Genomic DNA, 18,507 nt, shown 5'->3' on the forward strand with positions numbered 1-18,507 from the left:
TTTTACCTTTGCGGCATCCGGGCCCCGGCGCCCCGGAGCCGCCGCTTCCGGGCTCGGGACCACGGCCTTTCCTCTCCGGCGCACCCTCACGACCCCTGCTCCGTGGGCCCATTGAGGCACGGCCGACGGTCCGGCGGGCGGCGGCGCCGGCGGCGCTCCGGCGCCGCGTGCCACGCGGGGACGAAAGCGCCCTCCGGGGCGCCGCGCTTTTCCACATCGGCAACTTCCGGGTTGCGCACTTCCCTTGACACCCCGTGCGACGTGACGCAATCTCCTCCTTACATCGTTGGAACGACCCGTCGGCACGACACCGCCGGGACCGTTCCCGGGCGACGTGCGCCTCCGGCGCTCCCGGCCCCCTCAGCCCTCTCCCCGCATCGACGAGGATGTGATCCGCGCATGAACGCCTTTCCCCGGGCCAAGGCCACGGCCGCCCTGGTGATGACCGCCGGTCTCTGCCTGGCGGCCTCCGCCTGCACCAACTCGGGTACGTCGAGCTCCGGTTCGTCCAGCAGCAGCCCGGGTGCCACGAGCAACAAGGCCGCGGAGCAGAAGGTCGTCTCCTCGGGCTCCTCAGGCCCGTCCTGCACGTACAAGTCGTACGGCGGCGGCGTGCCGAAGCTCGACATCACCGACGGCAAGACCGTGGTGGGCTTCTCCCAGTCCGAGTCGACGAGCAACCCGTTCCGCGCGACCGAGACGAACAGCATCACCGCCCAGGCGAAGAAGCTGGGGGTCAAGCTGATCCAGCGCAACGCCAACGCGGATGTCAACGCGCAGAACTCGCAGATCGAGGACATGATCGCGCAGGGCGCGAAGGTCCTCATCGTGGCGCCCGAGAACTCCGACGGACTCGGCCCGGCGCTCGCGAAGGCGAAGGCCAAGAAGATCCCGGTCCTCACGATCGACAGGACGGCCGCGGGCTCCGCCTGCACCGACTTCATGTCGTTCGTCGGCTCGAACTTCTACGGCCAGGCCCAGACCGCGGCGGACGACCTGGCCGCGGCGACCAACGAGAAGGCGAAGGTCGCCATCCTCACCGGCACGCCGGGCAACAACGTCACCACCGACAGGACCAAGGGCTTCAAGGACCGGCTCAAGGCCAAGTACCCGAACATGAAGGTGGTCGCGTCCCAGACGGGCAACTTCGCCCAGACCGACGGCCAGAAGGTGATGGAGCAGCTGCTCCAGGCCCACCCGGACATCGACGCCGTCTTCACCGAGAACGACGAGATGGCGCTCGGCGCCCTCCAGGCGATCCGCTCGGCGGGCAAGACCCCGGGCAAGGACGTCAAGGTCGTGACCATCGACGGCATCAAGCAGGTCGTGCAGGACGTGTCAGCGGGTGGTGTCGTGGCCGACATCGAGACGAACCCCCGGTTCGGCCCGCTCGCGTTCCAGGCGCTGCAGGACTTCTACGGCACCAAGGGCGTGCAGGCGAAGGTCATCATCCAGGACGGCCACTTCACGCAGAAGAACGCCAAGCAGGCCCTGGACCAGGGGCTCGTGTACTGACGAACGGGCGCGAACGCGCACGTCCAGGTACCTGACCCGCCCGGCTCCCCCCGGCCGGCTCAGTCCGGCCCGGCCTCGGCTCGCACCCGGGGCCGGGCCGATCGTCCCGTCCGGCGCGGCCCGGGCGGCGGCGCAGTTCCATGCGAGGAGGAGAACATGGCCCAGGAGGACGAACAGGCACCGGCGGCGCCCGCCCCCGTGCTCGAAGTCGCCGGTGTCACCAAGAGCTTCGCGGGCGTGCACGCGCTGCGCGACGTCGACTTCGCCCTCCGTCCGGGCGAGGTGCACGCCCTGGTGGGCGAGAACGGCGCGGGCAAGTCCACGCTCATCAAGGTGATGACCGGCGTGCACCGCCCCGACTCCGGCGCGGTCCGCTTCGAGGGCACGGCCCGGGAGTTCCGCAACCCGCTGGAGGCGCAGGCGGCCGGAATCTCGACCATCTACCAGGAGGTCAACCTGGTACCGCTGATGTCCGTCGCCCGGAACCTGTTCCTCGGGCGTGAGCCGCGCCGCTTCGGGCTGATCGACCAGCGGCGGATGAACCGTGAGGCGTCCGCCGCGCTCGGCCGCTACGGCGTCCACGTCGACGTGACGCGCCCGTTGCGCACGCTCGGGCTCGGCGCCCAGCAGATGGTGGCCCTCGCGCGCGCCGTCCAGGTCGACGCGCGCGTCGTCGTCATGGACGAACCGACCTCGTCCCTCGAACCGCGCGAGGTCGAGACGCTCTTCTCCGTCATCCGCGGTCTGCGCGAGCGCGGCATCGCCGTCGTGTACGTCAGCCACCGCCTCGACGAGCTGTACGCGATCTGCGACCGCGTCACGGTCCTGCGGGACGGGCAGCACGTGCACACCGGGAGGATGGCCGACCTGCAGCGGCTGCAGCTCATCTCCATGATGCTGGGCCGCGAGATGGCCGCCGTGCGCTCCGGGGGCACCACGGCGTTCGACAGCGCGCGCCACGAGCGCGCCGGGACGGAGCCGGTCCTGCGCGCGAAGGGCCTCAGCGTCCGCCACCGGGTGCACGACGTCTCCGTCGACGTGCGCCCCGGCGAGGTCGTCGGACTCGGCGGCCTGCTCGGCGCGGGGCGCAGCGAGACGGCGAAGGCCGTCGTCGGTGCGCTGGCGACCGACGCCGGCACGGTCGAGGTCGACGGCACGCCGATGAAGCGGCGCAGCCCCGCGGCCGCCATCAGGGCCGGGGTGGTCATGCTGCCCGAGGACCGCAAGGCGGAGGGCATCATCCCGAACCTCTCGGTCCGCGAGAACATCTCGCTGGCGGCACTCCCCCGGCTGTCGCGAGCGGGCATCGTCTCCCGGGCGAAGCAGGACGAGGTGGTGCGGTTCTTCATGGACCGGCTGCGCATCAAGGCGTCGAGCCCGGACCAGAAGGTCAGCGACCTCTCCGGCGGCAACCAGCAGAAGGTGCTGCTCGCCCGGTGGCTGTGCCTCAGCCCCAAGGCTTTGCTGCTCGACGAGCCGACCCGCGGCATCGACGTCGGCGCCAAGGCCGAGGTGCAGGCCCTGATCGACGAACTGGCCGCGGACGGGCTCGGCGTGCTGCTCATCTCGTCCGACCTGGAGGAGCTCATCGAGGGGTCCGACCGGGTCGTCGTCCTCAAGGACGGCCGCGTCGTGGGGCACCTGACGGGGGACGAGGTCGGCGAGGAGCAACTGCTGAGCGCCCTCGCCGCGGCGGACCCGCAGGCGGACACCAGCGCGGACACCGACGCGGACACCGACGCGGACACCGGCGTGGACGCCGGCGCCGCAGCCCCCGGCACCCCGCCCACAACGAAGGAGTCGCGCCGGTGAGCGCAGAGACCCTGCAGACCCCCGTGTTCGACCGCGACCGGGCGCTGCGGCTGCTCCAGGAGTACGGCGTCTACGCGGCGCTGATCGTCCTCGCCATCGTCGCGGTGGGCCTCGACGGCCACTTCCTGTCGGCCGACAACCTGCGCGTGCAGCTGTTCCAGGTCTCTCCCACGCTGCTGGTGGCGCTCGGCATGGCCCTGGTGATCGGCACGGAGGGCATCGACCTTTCGGTCGGCGCGGTCATCGCGCTGTCCGCGTCCATCCTCCCGCTGTACCTCGGCTACGGCCTGCCCGTCGCGCTGCCGGTCGCGCTGCTGCTCGGCGCCGCCTCGGGCGCCGCGGGCGGCGCCATGGTGGCACTCACGCGGGTGCAGCCCATCGTCGCCACGCTGTCCCTGATGATCGGCGTGCGCGGTCTGGCCGAGATCGTCAACGGCAACTCCGCCAAGCCGGTCAACCAGGCCGGGGCCCTCGACCTGGGCACCGGCGCCCTCGCCGGCGTCCCGTACATGGCGTGGATCGCCGCGGCCGCCGCGGTCCTGACGGCCCTGCTGGTGCGCCGCACCACCTTCGGCAGGCAGCTGGTGGCGGTGGGCGACAACCGCACCGCGGCCGGCCTGTCGGGCCTGCCGGTGCGCCGCGTGCTGATCACCGTGTACGTGATCTCCGGTGTACTGGCCGCGCTGGCGGGTGTGATGATCGTGGGTCACGGCGCGGAGGCCGATCCGGCCAACCAGGGCATCAACATGGAGCTCAACGCCATCACGGCGGTCGTCGTGGGCGGCACACCGCTCAGCGGTGGCCGCGTGCGCGTGCTCGGCACGGTGGCGGGCGCGCTGTTCATGCAGCTCATCACCGCCGTACTGACCCAGCACAACGTGCCCAACTCGTACACCCAGATCGTCGAGGCCGTCATCATCTGCTTCGCCGTCTACGCGTCCCAGGAGCGTGGTACCCGATGAGCGCCACCCTGAGTTCGGCCGTCACCCCGGGGCCGCCAGGATCCGGGCAGGACCTGCGCGCGCCGGCGCGCGAGCGGCTGGCGGGCCGCCTCCAGCAGCACGGCGCCCTCGCGGTCCTCGTGCTGGTCGTGATCATCGCGTCGGCCACCTCGTCGGCGTTCCCGACCTGGGCGAACGTCAGCAGCATCCTCGGCGGCAACGCGTTCGTCTGGCTGCTGGCGCTCGGCATGACCTTCGTGATCATCACGGGCGGGATCGACCTCTCGGTCGGCTCGATGTACGCGCTGGGCGGGGTGCTCGGGGCGGAGGGCTCGCGCACCGGAACCTGGCTGGCCATCCTGCTGCCGCTGGCGGTGGGCGCGGCCTGGGGCACCATGCAGGGTCTGCTCGTCGCGCGGACGAAGATGGCGCCGTTCATCGTCACCCTCGCCGGGCTGCTCGGCGCGCGCGGGCTGCTCCAGGCTCTCACCCACGAGGGCTCGAAGACCTATCTGGTCCCCAAGGGTTCGTTCTTCCGGCAGCTCGGCGGCGGCACCTGGGTGCCCGTGCTGATCGTGGCCGCGCTGTTCGCGCTCGGCGCGCTGCTGCTCACTCGCACACGCTTCGGCGCGAACCTCACCGCGCTCGGCGGCAACGAGAACGCGGCGCTGCTGATGGGACTGCCCGTCCAGCGCACCAAGGTCCTCGTCTACGTGCTGTCGGGCACGCTCGCCGCGGCGGCCGGGGCGCTGGGCGGCGCACGCCTCGGCTCGGGCGTCACCACCATCGGCGTAGGCTACGAACTGACGGCGATCGCCTCGGTGGTGATCGGCGGGACGCTGCTCACGGGTGGCAGCGGGTCGGTCGGCGGAACGGTCAGCGGCGTCCTGCTGCTCGCCGTGATCCACAACCTCATCGACCACTACTTCTCGCAGTACGGTTCGGCCTTCACCGACGCCGTCAACGGCGCCTTCCTCGCCCTGGTGGTCCTGTTGCAGACGATACTCAGCCGAACCCAGAAACTACCGTGACCCGTTCCTGGGCGCCGCCCCGGCGGAGCGGCGCCCAGGGCCACGGTCCCGCGGAGCCGCTCACGGCGCGGGAAACGGCGGGCCCGCCCGCCGCGACAGCGCAGCACAGCATCCGGGCAACGCGGCCCGGCCCAGGACAAGGAGCGCCGTGGGCGTCAGCCTCAAGGATGTCGCGCAGCGAGCGGGCGTATCGGTGAAAACCGTGTCGAACGTCGTCAACGACTTTCCCCATGTCACACCCAGCACGAGGGCCCGGGTGCAGCGGGCCATCGACGATCTCGGCTACCGGCCCAACCTGAGCGCGCGCCATCTGCGCAAGGGGCGTACGGGCATCATCGCGCTGGCCGTCCCCGAACTCGGCAACCCGTACTTCGCCGAGGTGGCGGGCGCGGTGATCGACGCGGCGGTGCGCCACGAGCACACCGTGCTGCTCGACCACACCGCGGGCCGGCGCGAGTTGGAGAACCTCGTCTCCCAGGGGTTTCGGTCGCACGTCATCGACGGCCTGATCCTCAGCCCGATCGAGCTGGAGAACGAGGACCTGGTCGCCCGCCCGGCGGGGCCGCCGATGGTCCTGCTGGGCGAGCGCCAGTACGACGCGCCGTACGACCACATCGCGATCGACAACATCGCCGCCGCGAGGACCGCCGTGCGCCACCTCCTCGACCTGGGCAGGCGCCGCATCGCCTTCCTCGGCGCTCGGCACGAGAGCGAGCGCCAGCCCGCCCACCTGCGCCTGCAGGGGTGGCGCGCGGAGATCGAGGCGAACGGCATGACACCGCCCGAGTCGCTCGTGGTCGCCACGGACGGGTACGGGCGCCGTGACGGCGCGGTCGCGATGGCGGCGGTGCTCGACCGGGGCGAGCGGCCCGACGCGGTGTTCGCCTACAACGACATGATGGCGCTCGGCGCGATGCGCACACTCTACGAACGCGGGTTGCGCATCCCCGAGGACGTCGCCGTGGTCGGCTTCGACGACATCGAGGAGGGCCACTACGGGGCGGTGTCGCTCACCACCATCGCCCCGGACAAGGCGGCGATCGCGGAGCTGGCCGTGGAGTGCCTGGTCACGCGGATCACGACGCCTCCGTCCCCCTCGGACGAGCCGCGCCGCATCCACCCCCCGTACCGGCTCGTGGTGCGGGAGTCGACGCGGGTCAGGCGGGGCTGACAGGCCTGACGGGGCTGACAGGGCTGACGGGCGGCCGGGTGGTACCGCTGGTCCCAGGAAGACGGGACGCCTGGCCGGCCGCGAGCGCGCGCCGCAGGGTGGAGCCATGACGACAACACTGATCACCGGAGCGAACAAGGGTCTCGGCTTCGAGACCGCCCGCAGGCTCGTCGCGGCGGGACACACCGTCTTCATCGGCAGCCGGGACGCCGGGCGCGGGCGCCGTGCCGCCGAGGAACTGGGGGCGCGGCTCGTCGTCCTCGACGTGACCGACGACGCCTCCGTGGCGGCCGCGGCGCGCACCATCGAAGACGCCGGAGGGCTCGACGTGCTGGTCAACAACGCGGGGATCGAGCACCGCGGCGAGGGCAACACCGTGATCGGGGCGGCGGGTACGACGGCCGACGTGGTCCGTCAGACGTTCGAAACCAACGTGTTCGGCACCGTGCGCGTCCTGCACGCGTTCCTGCCGCTGCTGCGCAGTTCGGCCGCGCCCGTCGTGGTCAACGTGAGCAGCGGCCTGGCCTCGCTCGCGGGGCTCTCCGCGCCGGGCACGCCCGCCTACGCCTATCCGGGGGTGGCCTACCCGGCGTCCAAGACGGCCGTGAACATGATCACGGTGCAGTACGCGAAGGCGTTCCCCGAGATGCGGATCAACGCGGTCGAGCCCGGGTTCACCAAGACCGACCTGAACGGGAACACCGGCGTGCAGACGGTCGAGCAGGGGGCGGGCATCATCGTCCGCATGGCGCAGGTGGGCGCCGACGGGCCCACGGGCGGCTTCTTCGACGCTCAGGGCCCGCTCCCCTGGTGACGGCGCGTCCTCGCCCCGCGGCGCAGGCGCGGGCGCGGGCGCCGGTCCCGGCGGAAATTGTGATGCGAGCAGGTCAGGCCGGTACCTACAGTGGGATCCCGTGGAACCACTCACCGAGAAACAGATCCGCTCGTCGTTCGTGAACTGCACGAAGGGTGAGGCGACACGGCTGCGGCTGCCCCTCGACTTCGCCGGCCTGCCCTGGGGCGATCTGGACTTCCTCGGGTGGGTGGATCCGGGGGCCCCGCTGCGGGCGCACCTCGTGATGTCCGGGGCGCAGGGGCCGCTCGGCATCACGCTGCGTGTGCCGTCGGTGGGCCGCACCAGCGCGGTCAAGTCGAGTCTGTGCCAGATCTGCCTGACGGGCCACGCCTCTTCCGGTGTGACCCTGCTGGCCGCGCCGCTCGCGGGCGCGCGGGGCCGTGAGGGCAACACGGTCGGGATCTATGTGTGCGCGGACCTCGCGTGCCCCCTGTACGTGCGCGGGAAGCGGCAGCCCAAGCTGCGCGCGGGACGGTACGAGGAGTCGTTGACGCTGGACGAGCGCCTGGCGCGCATGGCGGGGAACCTCGACGCGTTCGCGGCGAAGGTCACCGGCGCCTGACACCGCCGGGCCGCGCGGTCGGCGGCGTCGTGCTGTCGCCGCCGTCACGGCCCGTCGACGGCCGCCGCGCGACGAAGACGAACTCGCGGCCTGGGCGGTCGGGGGCGTCACGGACGTCCTCGACGACGTAGCCGTGGGCGACGAGGTCGGCCTCGGTCTCCTCCCGTTCGCGGAAGCGCAGTGTCGAGCGCGATGTCAGCGTCCGCCCGTCGGCGGCGAACACGTACGTCCACAGGAACGTCACCAACGGGCCGCTGACATCAGTGAGTTGCATCCAGCTCTCGACCGCGCCCACGCCGGGGACGTCCGTCACGCTGTAGGAGGCGTCGCGGTTCCACTGCCGCCAGGCGCGCCTGGCGGGGTCCCGGGTCTCGAACACCAGGCGGCCGCCCGGGCGCAGTGCCGCGTGCACTGTCCGCAGTGTGCTGTGCCAGTCGCCCGGTTCGGCGATGGCCTGGGCGACGTTCGCGGTCATCGTGGCGGCGTCGACCCGCAGCGGCGGCAGCGCCGTCGCGTCCCCGTGTATCCACCGCACGCGCGCGGCGCCCGGTTTACGGCGTGCCACGACCAGCGACGCCTCGGCGGGATCGACGGCCACGACATCGACCCCGCGCTCTGCCAGGAGCAGGGCGAACACCCCCGTCCCGCACCCCACGTCCAGCACGCTGCGGGCCCCGAACTCGCCCACCGCGCGGACGTAGGCGTCGAGATCGCCGCGGTCCGGGTCGAGCGCGTCGTAGATCGCGGCGAGCGCCGGGTGCCGGAACTCCTCGTCGGTCATGGGGCTCACGGTACGGGCCGGGGGCCGCGGACGCCGGGGCTTTACGCGGTGCGCGGGTGGCCGGCGTTGATGCCGGTGAGCAGGAGATCGACACCCGCGAGGAACTGCTCGCGGTCGTCGTGCGTGCGTGCCTGCTCCGCGACGGCCCGGGTGAACGGGTAGTCGTCGGGGTCGAGCCTCTTCCACGCCGCCGACACGGTGCCGAGGAAGTCGCCGCGGTCGGCCTCGGGGCCGAGAGCGCGGGCGCTCTCGGTGTTGGCGACGTTCTGGCCGGCCGCGCCGAGGATGTAGTGCATCAGCGCCGAGGCCGTCGTGAACCAGCCGTCCTGGGGCACGCCAAGTGCCCGCACGTGCCGGCCGATGCCCTCCAGGATCCGCGGTGCGACAGTCCCCCCTGGGTTGCGGGAGAGCTGAGTCGCGAGCTGCGCGGCGAGCCAGGGGTGCGCCTCGGTCGCGTCGAACAGGCGCAGGGCGACGTCACGGATCCCGTCCTCCGGTTCCTGCGATGGCTCGCCGGCCCCGGTGATGCCGGTGGCCCCGGTGGCCACGGCACCGGCGACGACGGCGTCGGTGGCGGCGGCGAGCAGCTCGTCCTTGTTGGCCACGTGCCAGTAGATCGCCCCCGGCCCGGTCTCGAGGCGCTCGGTCAGCACCCGGAACGTCAGCCCGCTCTCACCTGACGCGTCGAGCAGCTCGACGGCAGCCTTCACGATGCGCTCGCGGGAGAGCGCCTCTGTGCGTCGCTGCGAGCGGCGCGTCCGCGTTGCCATGCCGCAAGTTTGACATATCTGGTACGCCGTTCCAAGAATGGAACGGCGTACCAGAGACGACGCACATCCGGAGGTGCACCATGCGTACCCACGTCACGATCATCGGTGCCGGCCTCGGCGGCCTCACGCTCGCCCGGGTCCTGCACGTCCACGGCATTCCGGCCACGGTGTACGAGGCGGAGCCGTCGCCGGCGGCCCGCGCGCAGGGCGGGATGCTCGACATCCACGAGAACAACGGACAGCCGGCCCTGCGGGCGGCCGGCCTGCTCGACGCGTTCCGCGGCCTCGTCCTCGAAGGGCGCGAGGCGACACGGGTCCTCGCCCCGGACGGGACCCTCCTGCTCGACGAGCCCGACGACGGCACGGGCGGGCGCCCCGAGGTGCTCCGCGGCGACCTGCGGCAGCTCCTGCTCGACTCCCTCCCCGACGGCACCGTCCAGTGGGGCCGCAAGGTCAGCCGCGTCCGCCCCCTCGGCGGGGGACGCCACGAGGTGGCGTTCGCCGAGGGCGGCACGGTGGAGACGAGCCTGCTGGTCGGCGCGGACGGCGCCTGGTCACGGGTGCGCCCGCTGCTCTCCCGCGCCACACCCGCGTACTCCGGCACGTCGTTCGTCGAGACGTACCTGTACGACGCGGACACCCGCCACACGGCGGCGGCGAAGGCGGTCGGCGACGGCGGGATGATGGCACTGGCGCCGGGCAAGGGCATTCAGGCCCACCGGGAGAGCGGCGGGACGCTCCACACCTACGTGGCACTGCGCAGGCCGGAGAACTGGTTCGCCGCAGTCGACTTCACCGATCCCGGCGCTGCCGCCGCGCGCGTGGCGGAGGAGTTCGGCGGCTGGGCACCCGAGCTCACCGCGCTGATCACCGACGGCGAGACCGCGCCGGTCCTCCGCCGGCTGCACGCCCTGCCCGCCGCGCACCGGTGGGACCGGGTTCCTGGGGTGACCCTGCTCGGCGACGCCGCGCACCTCATGGTCCCGTCGGGCGAGGGCGCCAATCTGGCCATGTACGACGGCGCCGAACTCGGCGGGGCCATCGCCGCGCACCCGGAAGACGCCGAGGCCGCGCTCGCCGCCTACGAGCGGGAGCTGTTCCCCCGCAGCGCCGCGGAGGCCGTCGAGGCCGCCCGCCTCCACGAGCTCATGTTCGGCGACGACGCGCCCCACGGCCTGATCGACATGTTCACGGGGCACCAGTAGCCGGACGTGAAAGACCCCGCCGCGGGACGTGCCGGAGCCTACCCGCGGGCTGCCTGCGCGCCGGCGGTCGATCCCGCGGCGTCCGGCGACGGCTCCGCCGCCAGGTGGTCGCGTACCTCGCCCGGGGTGACCAGGCGCTGCAGCCGGCCCGGCACGTCGAAGCCGACGAGGGCGACCACGACCACGGTGCCCACCGCGGTCAGCACGGCGAGCGCGGTGCCCAGCTTCATGCCGTCCGCGAGCCGCGCGCCGAGCACCGGGGCGACCGCCCCGCCCAGCGCGCCGACGTTGTACGTGAAGCCGAGGCCCGCGGCGCGCGACTCGGTCGGGAAGTGGCCGCCGATGTAGCGGGGCAGCAGGCTGGAGATGCCGAAGCTCAGTGCCTGGAGCACGAAGAGAAGGACTCCCAGCAGGGGCAGGTTGTCGTGGGTGGCGAAGACCGGGTAGACGAAGATCAGCGATGCGAGCAGTGTGAAGGCGTACGCCTTGACCGTGCCGATCCAGTCCCCGAGGAAGCCCGCGAGCCAGCAGCCGGCGACGGTGCCGAAGCCCGCGTAGAACAGGACGTCGGTCACCTGGCCCGTCGAGTAGTGCAGCTGGGTCTTGAGGTAGGTCGGCAGCAGCGCCTGGATGGGCCAGCTGTACATGAAGGCCACGAAGATGGTGACCATCAGCGACAGGTACAGCAGCCAGCGGCGTCCGCCCAGCTGGACGGCGAAGGCGGCGAGGCAGAGACCGGCGACGACGGACAGCGGGAGCGTCAGGCCGCCGGCGTTCGAGGTGAACACGCAGAACAGGGAGACGGTCGCCAGCGCGGCGAGCACGACGTTCACCGCTGCGAGCCCGGACGTACGGAACAGCGGCCGGAAGGGGTTGGGCCGCGCGCAGCGGTCGGCGACCTGCTCCTGCCACTCGTCGGCCTCGGGCAGCGCGCGGCGCACCCACAGCGCGATGACGATCGGGACGAGCCCGATGTAGAACATCCAGCGCCAGCCGAGGTTGGGGACGACGATCTTGTACGCCTCGGCCGCCATGACGGTGCCCACGGAGTAGCCCGAGATCAGGAAGCCGCTCGCCTTGTTGCGCATCCTGGCGGGCCAGCTCTCCAGCACGTAGGTGGCGCTCGCCCCGTACTCCCCCGCCATGCCCATGCCGATGGCCAGGCGCGCGGCGAACAGGCTGGTGTAGTTCCAGGCGAAACCGCAGGCCAGCGTCCCGAGTGTGTACAGCAGGATGCTGAAGATCATGGAGTACTTGCGGCCGAAGCGGTCGCCGACCGCGCCGAGCACGGCGCCGCCGAGCCAGCGGGTGATGAACGCGGCCGAGACCAGGCTCGCGGACTCGACGGTGCTCAGGTGGAAGTCGTGGGCGATCTCCGTGAGGACGAGTGTGATCAGCACGAAGTCGAAGCCGTCGAGTACATAGCCGAGCCAGGCCGCGAAGAAGGCCTTCCAGCGGCGGGCACCGAGCTCGCGGTACCACGGTGGCGCGGTGGTGGTGGGGTTGTGCATGTCTCTCCATGGTCCAGCCTCCGGACCCGGCGGTGGCTGGATGAGCGTAGGGGACGGGGAAGGGCCGCGGGAAGCGGTGCCGGGTCAGCGGGCGTCTGCTGCGAGGGCCGCCGCGAACCTGGCGGTGATGGCGCCGGGCGCGGTGATGGCGGTGCCGACGACGACGGCGTGGGCGCCGCGGCGCAGCGCCTCCGCCGCCTGGTCGGGCGTGCCGATCCTGCCCTCGGCGATCACCGGCAGGTCGGTGGCACCGGCGAGTTCGGCGACCAGGTCGAGGTCGGGCCCGCTCCCCCGGTGCTGTCCCGGGACGTATCCCGACAGGGTGGTGGAGAGCAGGTCGGCGCCCGCCCGCTGCGCGGCGATGCCCTCCTCGGCGGTGGAGATGTCGGCCATCACGAGGCCGCCGTCTCCGTGGACGGCTTCGACGATCTCCGTGAACGTGCTGCCGTCCGGGCGCGGCCTGTCGGTGGCGTCGGCGGCGACAACCGCCGCGCCCGCCGCACGTACGGCGAGTGCGTGGCGCACGGTGGGCGTGATGTAGACGCCCTGGTCGCCGTCCTTCCACAGGCCGATCAGCGGGAGCGGCACGGCCGCCGCGATGGCGGCGACGTCGTCGGGCCCGTTGGCGCGGATGGCGACGGCGCCGCCGGCCTGCGCGGCGCGGGCCATCCGCACCATCGTGGCGGTGTCGCGCAGGGGGTCGCCGGGAGGGGCCTGGCAGGAGACGACGAGCTGTCCCCTGAGCGCGGAGACGAACGCGGCGGCGTCCTGGGTGGAGGCGACCTGCGTATAGGCGTCCTGCGTGGAGGCGTCCTGCGTGAGTGAGGCGGAAGGTTTCATCGGGTCTCTCCGGTGTCCGGGGCGTGCAGAGGGGCGGTGGCGGTGAGAGCGGCCGCGCCGAGAACGGGTGCGTCGGGTCCTGCGAGCGGCGGGCGCGGGACGAGTGCGTCCGGCGCCGAGCGAAGGGGCTCGATCAGTTCGGCGGCGAAGGCGGCGCGCAGCGGCGCCCAGTACGGGTCTCCGATGCCGGTGACGCCGCCGCCGACCACCACGTGCCCGGGGCCGAGCGCGTTGGTCAGGCCGCCGAGCGCACGGCCGGCGGCGGTGGCCCCGGTCGCGATCGCCCCGGCCGCGTGCGGATCGCCGGCGGCCGCGCGTCGCGCCACCTCTTCGAGCGGTGCCGGTTCTCCGCCGGCAAGGCGGTTGTACAGGGCGGCGATCCCGGGGCCCGCCGCCACCGCCTCCAGGTGACCGAGCGCCCCGCAACTGCAGGGCAGCCCCGCTGCCTCGGGGCTCGGCAGGTGGCCGAGGTGGCCCGCGACGCCGGCGTATCCGCGCAGCATCCGGCCGTCCGCGACGACGGCGCCGCCCACGCCGGTGCCGACGGACAGGTGCAGCAGCGACGCGCCGGGCGCTTGCAGGGCGGCGTACTCGGCCGCCGCGGCCGCACGGACGTCGTTGTCGCAGGCGACCCGGCACCCGGTGCGGGCCGCGAGGAGCGGGGCGAGCCGTACCCCTGACCAGTCCGCGATGGTGGAGGTCGCCGCGCGTACCACCCCGGCCGCCGGGTCGACGACCCCCGCCGCGGCCACCCCGATGGCCTGCGCTTGCGCGCCGCCCTGGACGGCGGCGGCCGCGTGGGCGAGCGCGTCGAGCACGGCGTCCGCGCCCTCCGTCGCCGGGGTGGGGCAGCTGTATCGGGCACGTACCGTCCCGTCGGGGGCGACGAGCGCCGCGGCGATCTTGGTGCCGCCGAGGTCGAGGCCCACCACGGGCCGGGCCCCGATGGCTGCCGCGGGGCGTGCCACGCTCACCGGGCCGCGCCGAGTCCCGCGTCCGCGAGGAGCTTCGCCACGCGCGCGACGGACTCGTCGTCCAGCGGGATCTGCGGGAACGCGGTGTCGTGCCGCTCGATCACTCCTCGCAGCCGCAGCGCGGCCTTGAAGGCGCCGAGCGCGGAGGACGATCGGCCCATCCGGTCCTCGGGACCCGCGTCGACGATCGCGAAGAGCGCGACGAGCCGCTCCTGTTCGGCGGCGGCGCGCTGCCAGTCGCCGCCCCTCGCGGCGTCGTAGAGGCGTACGTAGGCGGCGGGGTCGACGTTGCCGAGGCCCGGGACCACACCGTCGGCGCCGCACAGCAGGGCCGCGTCGACGGTCAGTTCGCCGCCCGTGAGCACGCTGAACCCGGGTGCGCCCTGGGCCGCGCGGTCGGGGCCGCCGAGCGCCGCCATCAGGCGCCGCAGGCCGCCCTCGTCGCCGCTGCTGTCCTTGACGCCGGCGAGCGTGCCGTCGAGGGCGAGCTCCCGCACGAGGTCGGTGGAGAGCTTGCTGTGGACGGAGACGGGGATGTCGTAGGCGAAGAGTGGAAGGTCGCACAGCGCGCGGATCCTGCGGAAGTGCGCGGCGATCTCCAGCGGGTGGGTCCTCGTGTAGAAGGGGGCCGTGGCGACGACGGCGTCCGCGCCGGCCAGGGCCGCCGCCCGTGCGTGGTCCAGTACGCGCGGCGTGGTGGTGTCGATGACGCCGGCCAGCACGGGGACGCGGCCGGCCGCGGCGGACACCACCGTTTCGAGGACGGTGCGCCGCTGGGCGTCGGTGAGGTAGGCGACCTCACCGGTCGAGCCGAGCGCGAACAGGCCGTGCACGCCACCGCGGACGAGGTGTTCCACGAGCCGGGTCAGCGAGGCCGTGTCGACCTCGCCCTCCGCGTCCAGGGGGGTGCAGACGGGGGGAACGACGCCGCGCAACGGGGCGGGCAGTGCCATGAGGTGCTCCAGCTTGAGTGACCGTATGGATGTAGAACGTAGGATGTCCTATCTGGGGGCTAAGGTAAGCCCAGGTTGGCGCGTCCGGTCAAGAGCCGGGAGCCGTCAAAAAGCGCGAAGCGAAAAGCGGAGGAAGCGCCGATGAGCAGGCCGAGCAGGTCCGAGGACGCCCAGGCGCACATCAAGCAGCTGATCCTGGACCGCCGGCTGGCCCCTGGAGACGCGCTGCCGACCGAGACCGAGCTGACGAAGCTCCTCGACATCAGCCGCAACTCGGTACGCGAGGCTCTCAAGGCGTTGCAGGCCATGCGCATCGTCGACATCCGGCACGGCTTCGGCACCTACGTGGGGAGCCTGTCCCTCGATTCGCTCGCCGAGGGCATCGCCTTCCGCGCGGCCGTGCGCCACCACCAGGGCGAGGCGGGCCTGTACGAGCTGATGGCCGTGCGCGAGGCGCTGGAGACCGGCCTGATCAGCTCGATCGCGGGCGCGTTGCCGCCCGGCGACCTCGCGTCCCTGCGGTCGATCGTGGACACCATGCGGCAGGAGGCCGAGCAGGGCGGCGTCGCCCCCGCCACCGACCGGGCGTTCCACTCCACGCTCTACGGCACACTCGGCAACCACCTGCTGAGCGAGGTGCTCGACGCCTTCTGGTCGGCGATGAACCAGGTGCGGGCCGAACTGCACGGCGGCCCGTCGGACCCCCTGTCGACGTGGAAGCAGCACCAGGCCATCGTCACCGCCCTGGAGACGGGCGACCGGCAGCGGGCGGCGGAGACGATGCACCGTCACTTCGACGACCTGCGCACGCTGCTGAGCGCCGAGGCGGCGCCGGCGAACTGACCTCGGGCAGCGGAGCGTGGACGGCGGGTCAGCCGGCGCTGCCGGCGCTGCCGGCGCGCGCCGCGCTGACCGCCACCGTGGCGTACGGCATCGTGAACGCGCCTCCGAGCGCGTCGATGGCGGATCCCGCGCTCGCCAGCACCTCGGCGAGGGCGTCGGGCGCGAGGCGCGTGAAGGCGCCCTGGGTGGGCATCTGCTCCAGCCACTCGTCCCGGGTGTAGCGCCGCTCCCAGTCGAAGCGCCACAGGTCGGGGTCGCGGAAGCCGCCCGACCGCCGCATGCCGTCGGCGGCCATGTCCTGGAAGGGCCGGTAGCCCTCCGCGGCCGGCTTGGTGACCGCGCTGAAGTCGAACGGCGCTCCGGGCATCACCCGTTCGCACGACGCGGCGACGGCCTCCGCGACGGGGAGCGGGAGCTGGAAGGCGTTCCAGAACACGGTCAGCCGGCCGCCCGGCACCAGTACCCGTGCGGCCCGCACCGCTCCGGCGGCCGGATCGATCCAGTGCCACGCCTGGCCCGCGACGACCGCGTCGAACACGCGCCCCGTAGGATCCCACTCCTCGAAGCGCCCGGTGTCGACCTCGATACCGTCCCGCCGCGCCACGGCCGCCATCCGCGCGTCGGGCTCGACGCCGCGCACCCGGCACCCGGCCGCCCTGAGCTGACGGGCGGCGATGCCGGTGCCGCAGCCGACGTCCAGGACGGCGCCTCCCGCGGCGGCGGTCGCGATCCGCTCGATCAGGGCCCCGGGATACCGGGGCCGCGACCGGTCGTAGCGGCCGGGGTCGGAGCCGAAGGACTCCGCCACCGTCCTGAGCCGGTGCGGCTCGTCTCGTGCGGGACCCGGGTGCTCCGGCGGTAGAGTGGGCATACGCCCACCCTAGTGGGCACATGCCCACTCGACAACCGTGCGGGCCATGAGGAGAGGAGCGGCAGTTGCCGACAGGGGTGGCGCTGCGCGATGCGCGCGAGCAGCTGTTCGACGCGGCCGAGCGCGTGCTGCTGAGCGACGGGCCGAACGCGCTGACCAGCAGGGCGGTGACGACCGAGGCGGGGTGCGCCAAGGGCGTGCTGCACCGTCACTTCGCCGACTTCGACGCGTTCCTGGCCGAGCTCGTGCGCGACAGGATCGCCCGGTTGGACGGCCAGGCGGCCGCCCTGCGGGACGCGGCGGGCACCGGCACCGTCGCGGGCAATGTCACCGCGGCACTGACCGAGCTGTTCGGGACGGTCGCGGTGGCGATCGTCGGCCTCGTGACGTCACGGGACGAGCTGCGCGCGCGGCTGCGTGCGACCACGCCGGCCGGCATCCCGCTCCTGACCGAGGCCACGGCCATGTTCGCCTCGTACCTCACCGCCGAACGCGACCTGGGCAGGATCGCGGCGGACGCCGACATCGACGCACTCGCCCCGACCCTGACGGGCAGCGGCCACCTCCTGTTCGCCGACCGCAAGGCCGCTCCGCCCAGGGCGGAAGCCGTACTCCAGGTGGTGGCCGCCGTCATCGCCGGTGTGACGGGCAGATCCTGACGCCCGCACCCGGATTGCTCAGGCGCCGGCCCGCTGGTAGAGGCTCAACGCCTCGTTGCCGAGGTACGGGTGGTACTCGTTGCTCCCCGCACTCACACTGATGTTGCCGACCAGGTAGCCGCCGCCGGTCGAGGTGTCGAAGTTCGAGAGGAACCCGCCGCCGCTCGAGCCGCCCGACTGCACGCAGTCGATGCCCCACATCGTGGAGCCGGCACGCCCCGTGTCGGCGAACTCCGTTCCCTCGCAGTGGTTCAGGCGCTCGCCGCTGCCCTCGGCGGCCGAGCCCCCGTACCCGAAGGAGTGCACGTCCTGCCCTGTCGGGGAGTTGAAGGCGATGCCCTCGGCGCCCACGGTGTCGACGAGCGTACGGCCGCCCACCTGCCCCACCTTGGCGAAGGCGAAGTCGTAGTTGGCGTTGCCGCCGGTCGAGACGTACTGGTCGTCGTGGAAGAGGTCGGTGGCGGTGAACGTGCCGTAGGGACGGTTGCCGTTGTTGTACCCGGGGATGAAGACCCAGTTGTGGTACACCTCGCCGGTCGAGGCGTTGACCACGCAGTGTCCGGCGGTCAGGACGATCGACTTGTTGTCGCTGTTGGCGACGGTGGCCGTGCAGGCGAAGGTCCCGCCCGAGTTGTTCTGGAAGAAGACCTTGCCCGCGGTCGTGCTGATCAGGCCGCCGCCCGTCCACGCCGTCGGCGCTGAGGCCGCGGGACGCGCGGCCGTGGCAGCCCGATCGGCGGCCGCCGGGCCCGTCACCGGCGGTACCGACACGGGCGCGCCGGCCGTGCCTTCGGGCGCGGCGGCGCCCGCGTGCGCTCGCGGCGCGGTGGTGACGTCGCGGGCCGAGCGCAGCCGCGAGGCCGTCCAGAAGTGGCTCGCCTCCCGCTGCTGGGACGCGGAGACATGGGTGGCCACCGCGCCCGCGGCGGGCGCCGGCTGGGCATGGGCGGGGACGGTCAAGCCCAGGGCGGCGATGCCGAGCGCGGCGCCTGCGAGTCCCGCCGCCTTGCGTCTGTTCGTCTTCACGGCTGCTCCCGATGGTGGGGGGTACGGGGTACCGGGAGGACGACAACGTTGTCACGCTCCTCCCGGAGTGCTCAACTCAGATTGCCAGGCGGTGAGTTGACTGTCCATGGCGCGGACACGCCAGAATCGGATCGCCGTGACGCCCGGGGGCCGGAACGCCCGTCGGGCGCCACCCGGTTGGGTGGC

The 18,507-nt window shown here is 72.9% G+C and carries 18 protein-coding genes; 10 read left to right on the top strand and 8 right to left on the bottom strand.

What is annotated here, in order from left to right:
- The first annotated feature begins 399 nt into the window (after positions 1 to 399).
- From JFN87_RS05175 to JFN87_RS05205, 7 genes are all read left to right on the top strand, one after another.
- Complete coding sequence (locus JFN87_RS05175) at positions 400 to 1,515, top strand: ABC transporter substrate-binding protein (RefSeq protein ID WP_209338681.1); 1,116 nt, start codon at positions 400 to 402, stop codon at positions 1,513 to 1,515.
- A 156-nt stretch (positions 1,516 to 1,671) separates the two neighbouring features.
- On the top strand, positions 1,672 to 3,327 hold the full coding sequence (locus JFN87_RS05180) for a sugar ABC transporter ATP-binding protein (protein ID WP_209338682.1): 1,656 nt from the start codon (positions 1,672 to 1,674) through the stop codon (positions 3,325 to 3,327).
- Entirely contained in the window at positions 3,324 to 4,289 is a 966-nt protein-coding gene (locus JFN87_RS05185) for an ABC transporter permease (protein ID WP_209338683.1), read from the top strand. Before JFN87_RS05180 ends, JFN87_RS05185 begins: the two co-directional genes overlap by 4 nt.
- The gene (locus tag JFN87_RS05190) at positions 4,286 to 5,299 is read left to right on the top strand and encodes an ABC transporter permease (RefSeq protein ID WP_209338684.1); all 1,014 of its coding nucleotides are present in this window, start codon (positions 4,286 to 4,288) and stop codon (positions 5,297 to 5,299) included. The genes JFN87_RS05185 and JFN87_RS05190 overlap by 4 nt, the downstream gene beginning before the upstream one ends.
- Positions 5,300 to 5,447: 148 nt before the next feature.
- A complete protein-coding gene (locus tag JFN87_RS05195) occupies positions 5,448 to 6,470 on the top strand; it encodes a LacI family DNA-binding transcriptional regulator (RefSeq protein ID WP_209338685.1) in 1,023 nt (340 codons plus the stop codon).
- A 106-nt stretch (positions 6,471 to 6,576) separates the two neighbouring features.
- Positions 6,577 to 7,284, top strand: a complete 708-nt coding sequence (locus JFN87_RS05200; RefSeq protein WP_209338686.1) for an SDR family NAD(P)-dependent oxidoreductase — start codon at positions 6,577 to 6,579, stop codon at positions 7,282 to 7,284.
- 100 nt (positions 7,285 to 7,384) lie between these two features.
- Complete coding sequence (locus JFN87_RS05205) at positions 7,385 to 7,888, top strand: FBP domain-containing protein (RefSeq protein WP_209338687.1); 504 nt, start codon at positions 7,385 to 7,387, stop codon at positions 7,886 to 7,888.
- On the opposite strand, the gene JFN87_RS05210 is transcribed toward JFN87_RS05205, so the two are convergent.
- Together JFN87_RS05210 and JFN87_RS05215 are read right to left on the bottom strand one after the other, a co-directional pair.
- Complete coding sequence (locus tag JFN87_RS05210) at positions 7,875 to 8,669, bottom strand: class I SAM-dependent methyltransferase (protein ID WP_209338688.1); 795 nt, start codon at positions 8,667 to 8,669, stop codon at positions 7,875 to 7,877. The genes JFN87_RS05205 and JFN87_RS05210 overlap by 14 nt on opposite strands.
- Positions 8,670 to 8,710: 41 nt before the next feature.
- Positions 8,711 to 9,439 carry a TetR/AcrR family transcriptional regulator gene (locus tag JFN87_RS05215; protein WP_209338689.1) on the bottom strand — a complete coding sequence of 243 codons (729 nt, stop codon included), beginning with the start codon at positions 9,437 to 9,439 and terminating at the stop codon, positions 8,711 to 8,713.
- 80 nt (positions 9,440 to 9,519) lie between these two features.
- Here JFN87_RS05215 and JFN87_RS05220 point away from each other — a divergent pair, with 80 nt between their 5' ends.
- Positions 9,520 to 10,644 carry an FAD-dependent oxidoreductase gene (locus tag JFN87_RS05220; protein ID WP_209338690.1) on the top strand — a complete coding sequence of 375 codons (1,125 nt, stop codon included), beginning with the start codon at positions 9,520 to 9,522 and terminating at the stop codon, positions 10,642 to 10,644.
- Between the two features lie 38 nt (positions 10,645 to 10,682).
- Here JFN87_RS05220 and JFN87_RS05225 read toward each other — a convergent pair whose 3' ends face one another.
- The 4 genes from JFN87_RS05225 to JFN87_RS05240 all read right to left on the bottom strand — a co-directional run bounded on the left by JFN87_RS05225 (position 10,683) and on the right by JFN87_RS05240 (position 14,922).
- Positions 10,683 to 12,155: a sialate:H+ symport family MFS transporter gene (locus tag JFN87_RS05225; protein ID WP_209338691.1), complete on the bottom strand. Its 1,473-nt coding sequence runs from the start codon at positions 12,153 to 12,155 to the stop codon at positions 10,683 to 10,685.
- 84 nt (positions 12,156 to 12,239) lie between these two features.
- Positions 12,240 to 12,995, bottom strand: a complete 756-nt coding sequence (locus JFN87_RS05230; RefSeq protein WP_209338692.1) for an N-acetylmannosamine-6-phosphate 2-epimerase — start codon at positions 12,993 to 12,995, stop codon at positions 12,240 to 12,242.
- Positions 12,992 to 13,963 carry an ROK family protein gene (locus JFN87_RS05235; RefSeq protein ID WP_209338722.1) on the bottom strand — a complete coding sequence of 324 codons (972 nt, stop codon included), beginning with the start codon at positions 13,961 to 13,963 and terminating at the stop codon, positions 12,992 to 12,994. The genes JFN87_RS05230 and JFN87_RS05235 overlap by 4 nt, the downstream gene beginning before the upstream one ends.
- A 2-nt stretch (positions 13,964 to 13,965) precedes the next feature.
- Complete coding sequence (locus JFN87_RS05240) at positions 13,966 to 14,922, bottom strand: dihydrodipicolinate synthase family protein (protein WP_209338693.1); 957 nt, start codon at positions 14,920 to 14,922, stop codon at positions 13,966 to 13,968.
- Positions 14,923 to 15,063: 141 nt separating this feature from the next.
- Here JFN87_RS05240 and JFN87_RS05245 point away from each other — a divergent pair, with 141 nt between their 5' ends.
- Positions 15,064 to 15,765 (top strand): FadR/GntR family transcriptional regulator, encoded by a 702-nt coding sequence (locus JFN87_RS05245; RefSeq protein ID WP_209338694.1) that lies wholly within the window; start codon positions 15,064 to 15,066, stop codon positions 15,763 to 15,765.
- Between the two features lie 28 nt (positions 15,766 to 15,793).
- On the opposite strand, the gene JFN87_RS05250 is transcribed toward JFN87_RS05245, so the two are convergent.
- Positions 15,794 to 16,636, bottom strand: a complete 843-nt coding sequence (locus tag JFN87_RS05250; RefSeq protein ID WP_209338695.1) for a class I SAM-dependent methyltransferase — start codon at positions 16,634 to 16,636, stop codon at positions 15,794 to 15,796.
- Positions 16,637 to 16,701: 65 nt separating this feature from the next.
- On the opposite strand from JFN87_RS05250, the gene JFN87_RS05255 reads away from it, so the two are divergent.
- On the top strand, positions 16,702 to 17,295 hold the full coding sequence (locus JFN87_RS05255; protein WP_209338696.1) for a TetR/AcrR family transcriptional regulator: 594 nt from the start codon (positions 16,702 to 16,704) through the stop codon (positions 17,293 to 17,295).
- Positions 17,296 to 17,313: 18 nt separating this feature from the next.
- On the opposite strand, the gene JFN87_RS05260 is transcribed toward JFN87_RS05255, so the two are convergent.
- The gene (locus JFN87_RS05260; RefSeq protein ID WP_307865312.1) at positions 17,314 to 18,321 is read right to left on the bottom strand and encodes a trypsin-like serine peptidase; all 1,008 of its coding nucleotides are present in this window, start codon (positions 18,319 to 18,321) and stop codon (positions 17,314 to 17,316) included.
- Positions 18,322 to 18,507 lie beyond the last annotated feature (186 nt).

It is taken from the genome of Streptomyces montanisoli (genome assembly GCF_017813245.1).
GTDB lineage: Bacteria > Actinomycetota > Actinomycetes > Streptomycetales > Streptomycetaceae > Streptomyces > Streptomyces montanisoli.

Coding starts and splice junctions, on each gene's coding strand:
- JFN87_RS05175 (WP_209338681.1), top strand. CDS start 400: ATGAACGCCTTTCCCCGGGCCAAGGCCACGGCCGCCCTGGTGATGACC.
- JFN87_RS05180 (WP_209338682.1), top strand. CDS start 1,672: ATGGCCCAGGAGGACGAACAGGCACCGGCGGCGCCCGCCCCCGTGCTC.
- JFN87_RS05190 (WP_209338684.1), top strand. CDS start 4,286: ATGAGCGCCACCCTGAGTTCGGCCGTCACCCCGGGGCCGCCAGGATCC.
- JFN87_RS05200 (WP_209338686.1), top strand. CDS start 6,577: ATGACGACAACACTGATCACCGGAGCGAACAAGGGTCTCGGCTTCGAG.
- JFN87_RS05210 (WP_209338688.1), bottom strand. CDS start 8,669: ATGACCGACGAGGAGTTCCGGCACCCGGCGCTCGCCGCGATCTACGAC.
- JFN87_RS05215 (WP_209338689.1), bottom strand. CDS start 9,439: ATGGCAACGCGGACGCGCCGCTCGCAGCGACGCACAGAGGCGCTCTCC.
- JFN87_RS05220 (WP_209338690.1), top strand. CDS start 9,520: ATGCGTACCCACGTCACGATCATCGGTGCCGGCCTCGGCGGCCTCACG.
- JFN87_RS05225 (WP_209338691.1), bottom strand. CDS start 12,155: ATGCACAACCCCACCACCACCGCGCCACCGTGGTACCGCGAGCTCGGT.
- JFN87_RS05230 (WP_209338692.1), bottom strand. CDS start 12,995: ATGAAACCTTCCGCCTCACTCACGCAGGACGCCTCCACGCAGGACGCC.
- JFN87_RS05240 (WP_209338693.1), bottom strand. CDS start 14,922: ATGGCACTGCCCGCCCCGTTGCGCGGCGTCGTTCCCCCCGTCTGCACC.
- JFN87_RS05245 (WP_209338694.1), top strand. CDS start 15,064: ATGAGCAGGCCGAGCAGGTCCGAGGACGCCCAGGCGCACATCAAGCAG.
- JFN87_RS05250 (WP_209338695.1), bottom strand. CDS start 16,636: ATGCCCACTCTACCGCCGGAGCACCCGGGTCCCGCACGAGACGAGCCG.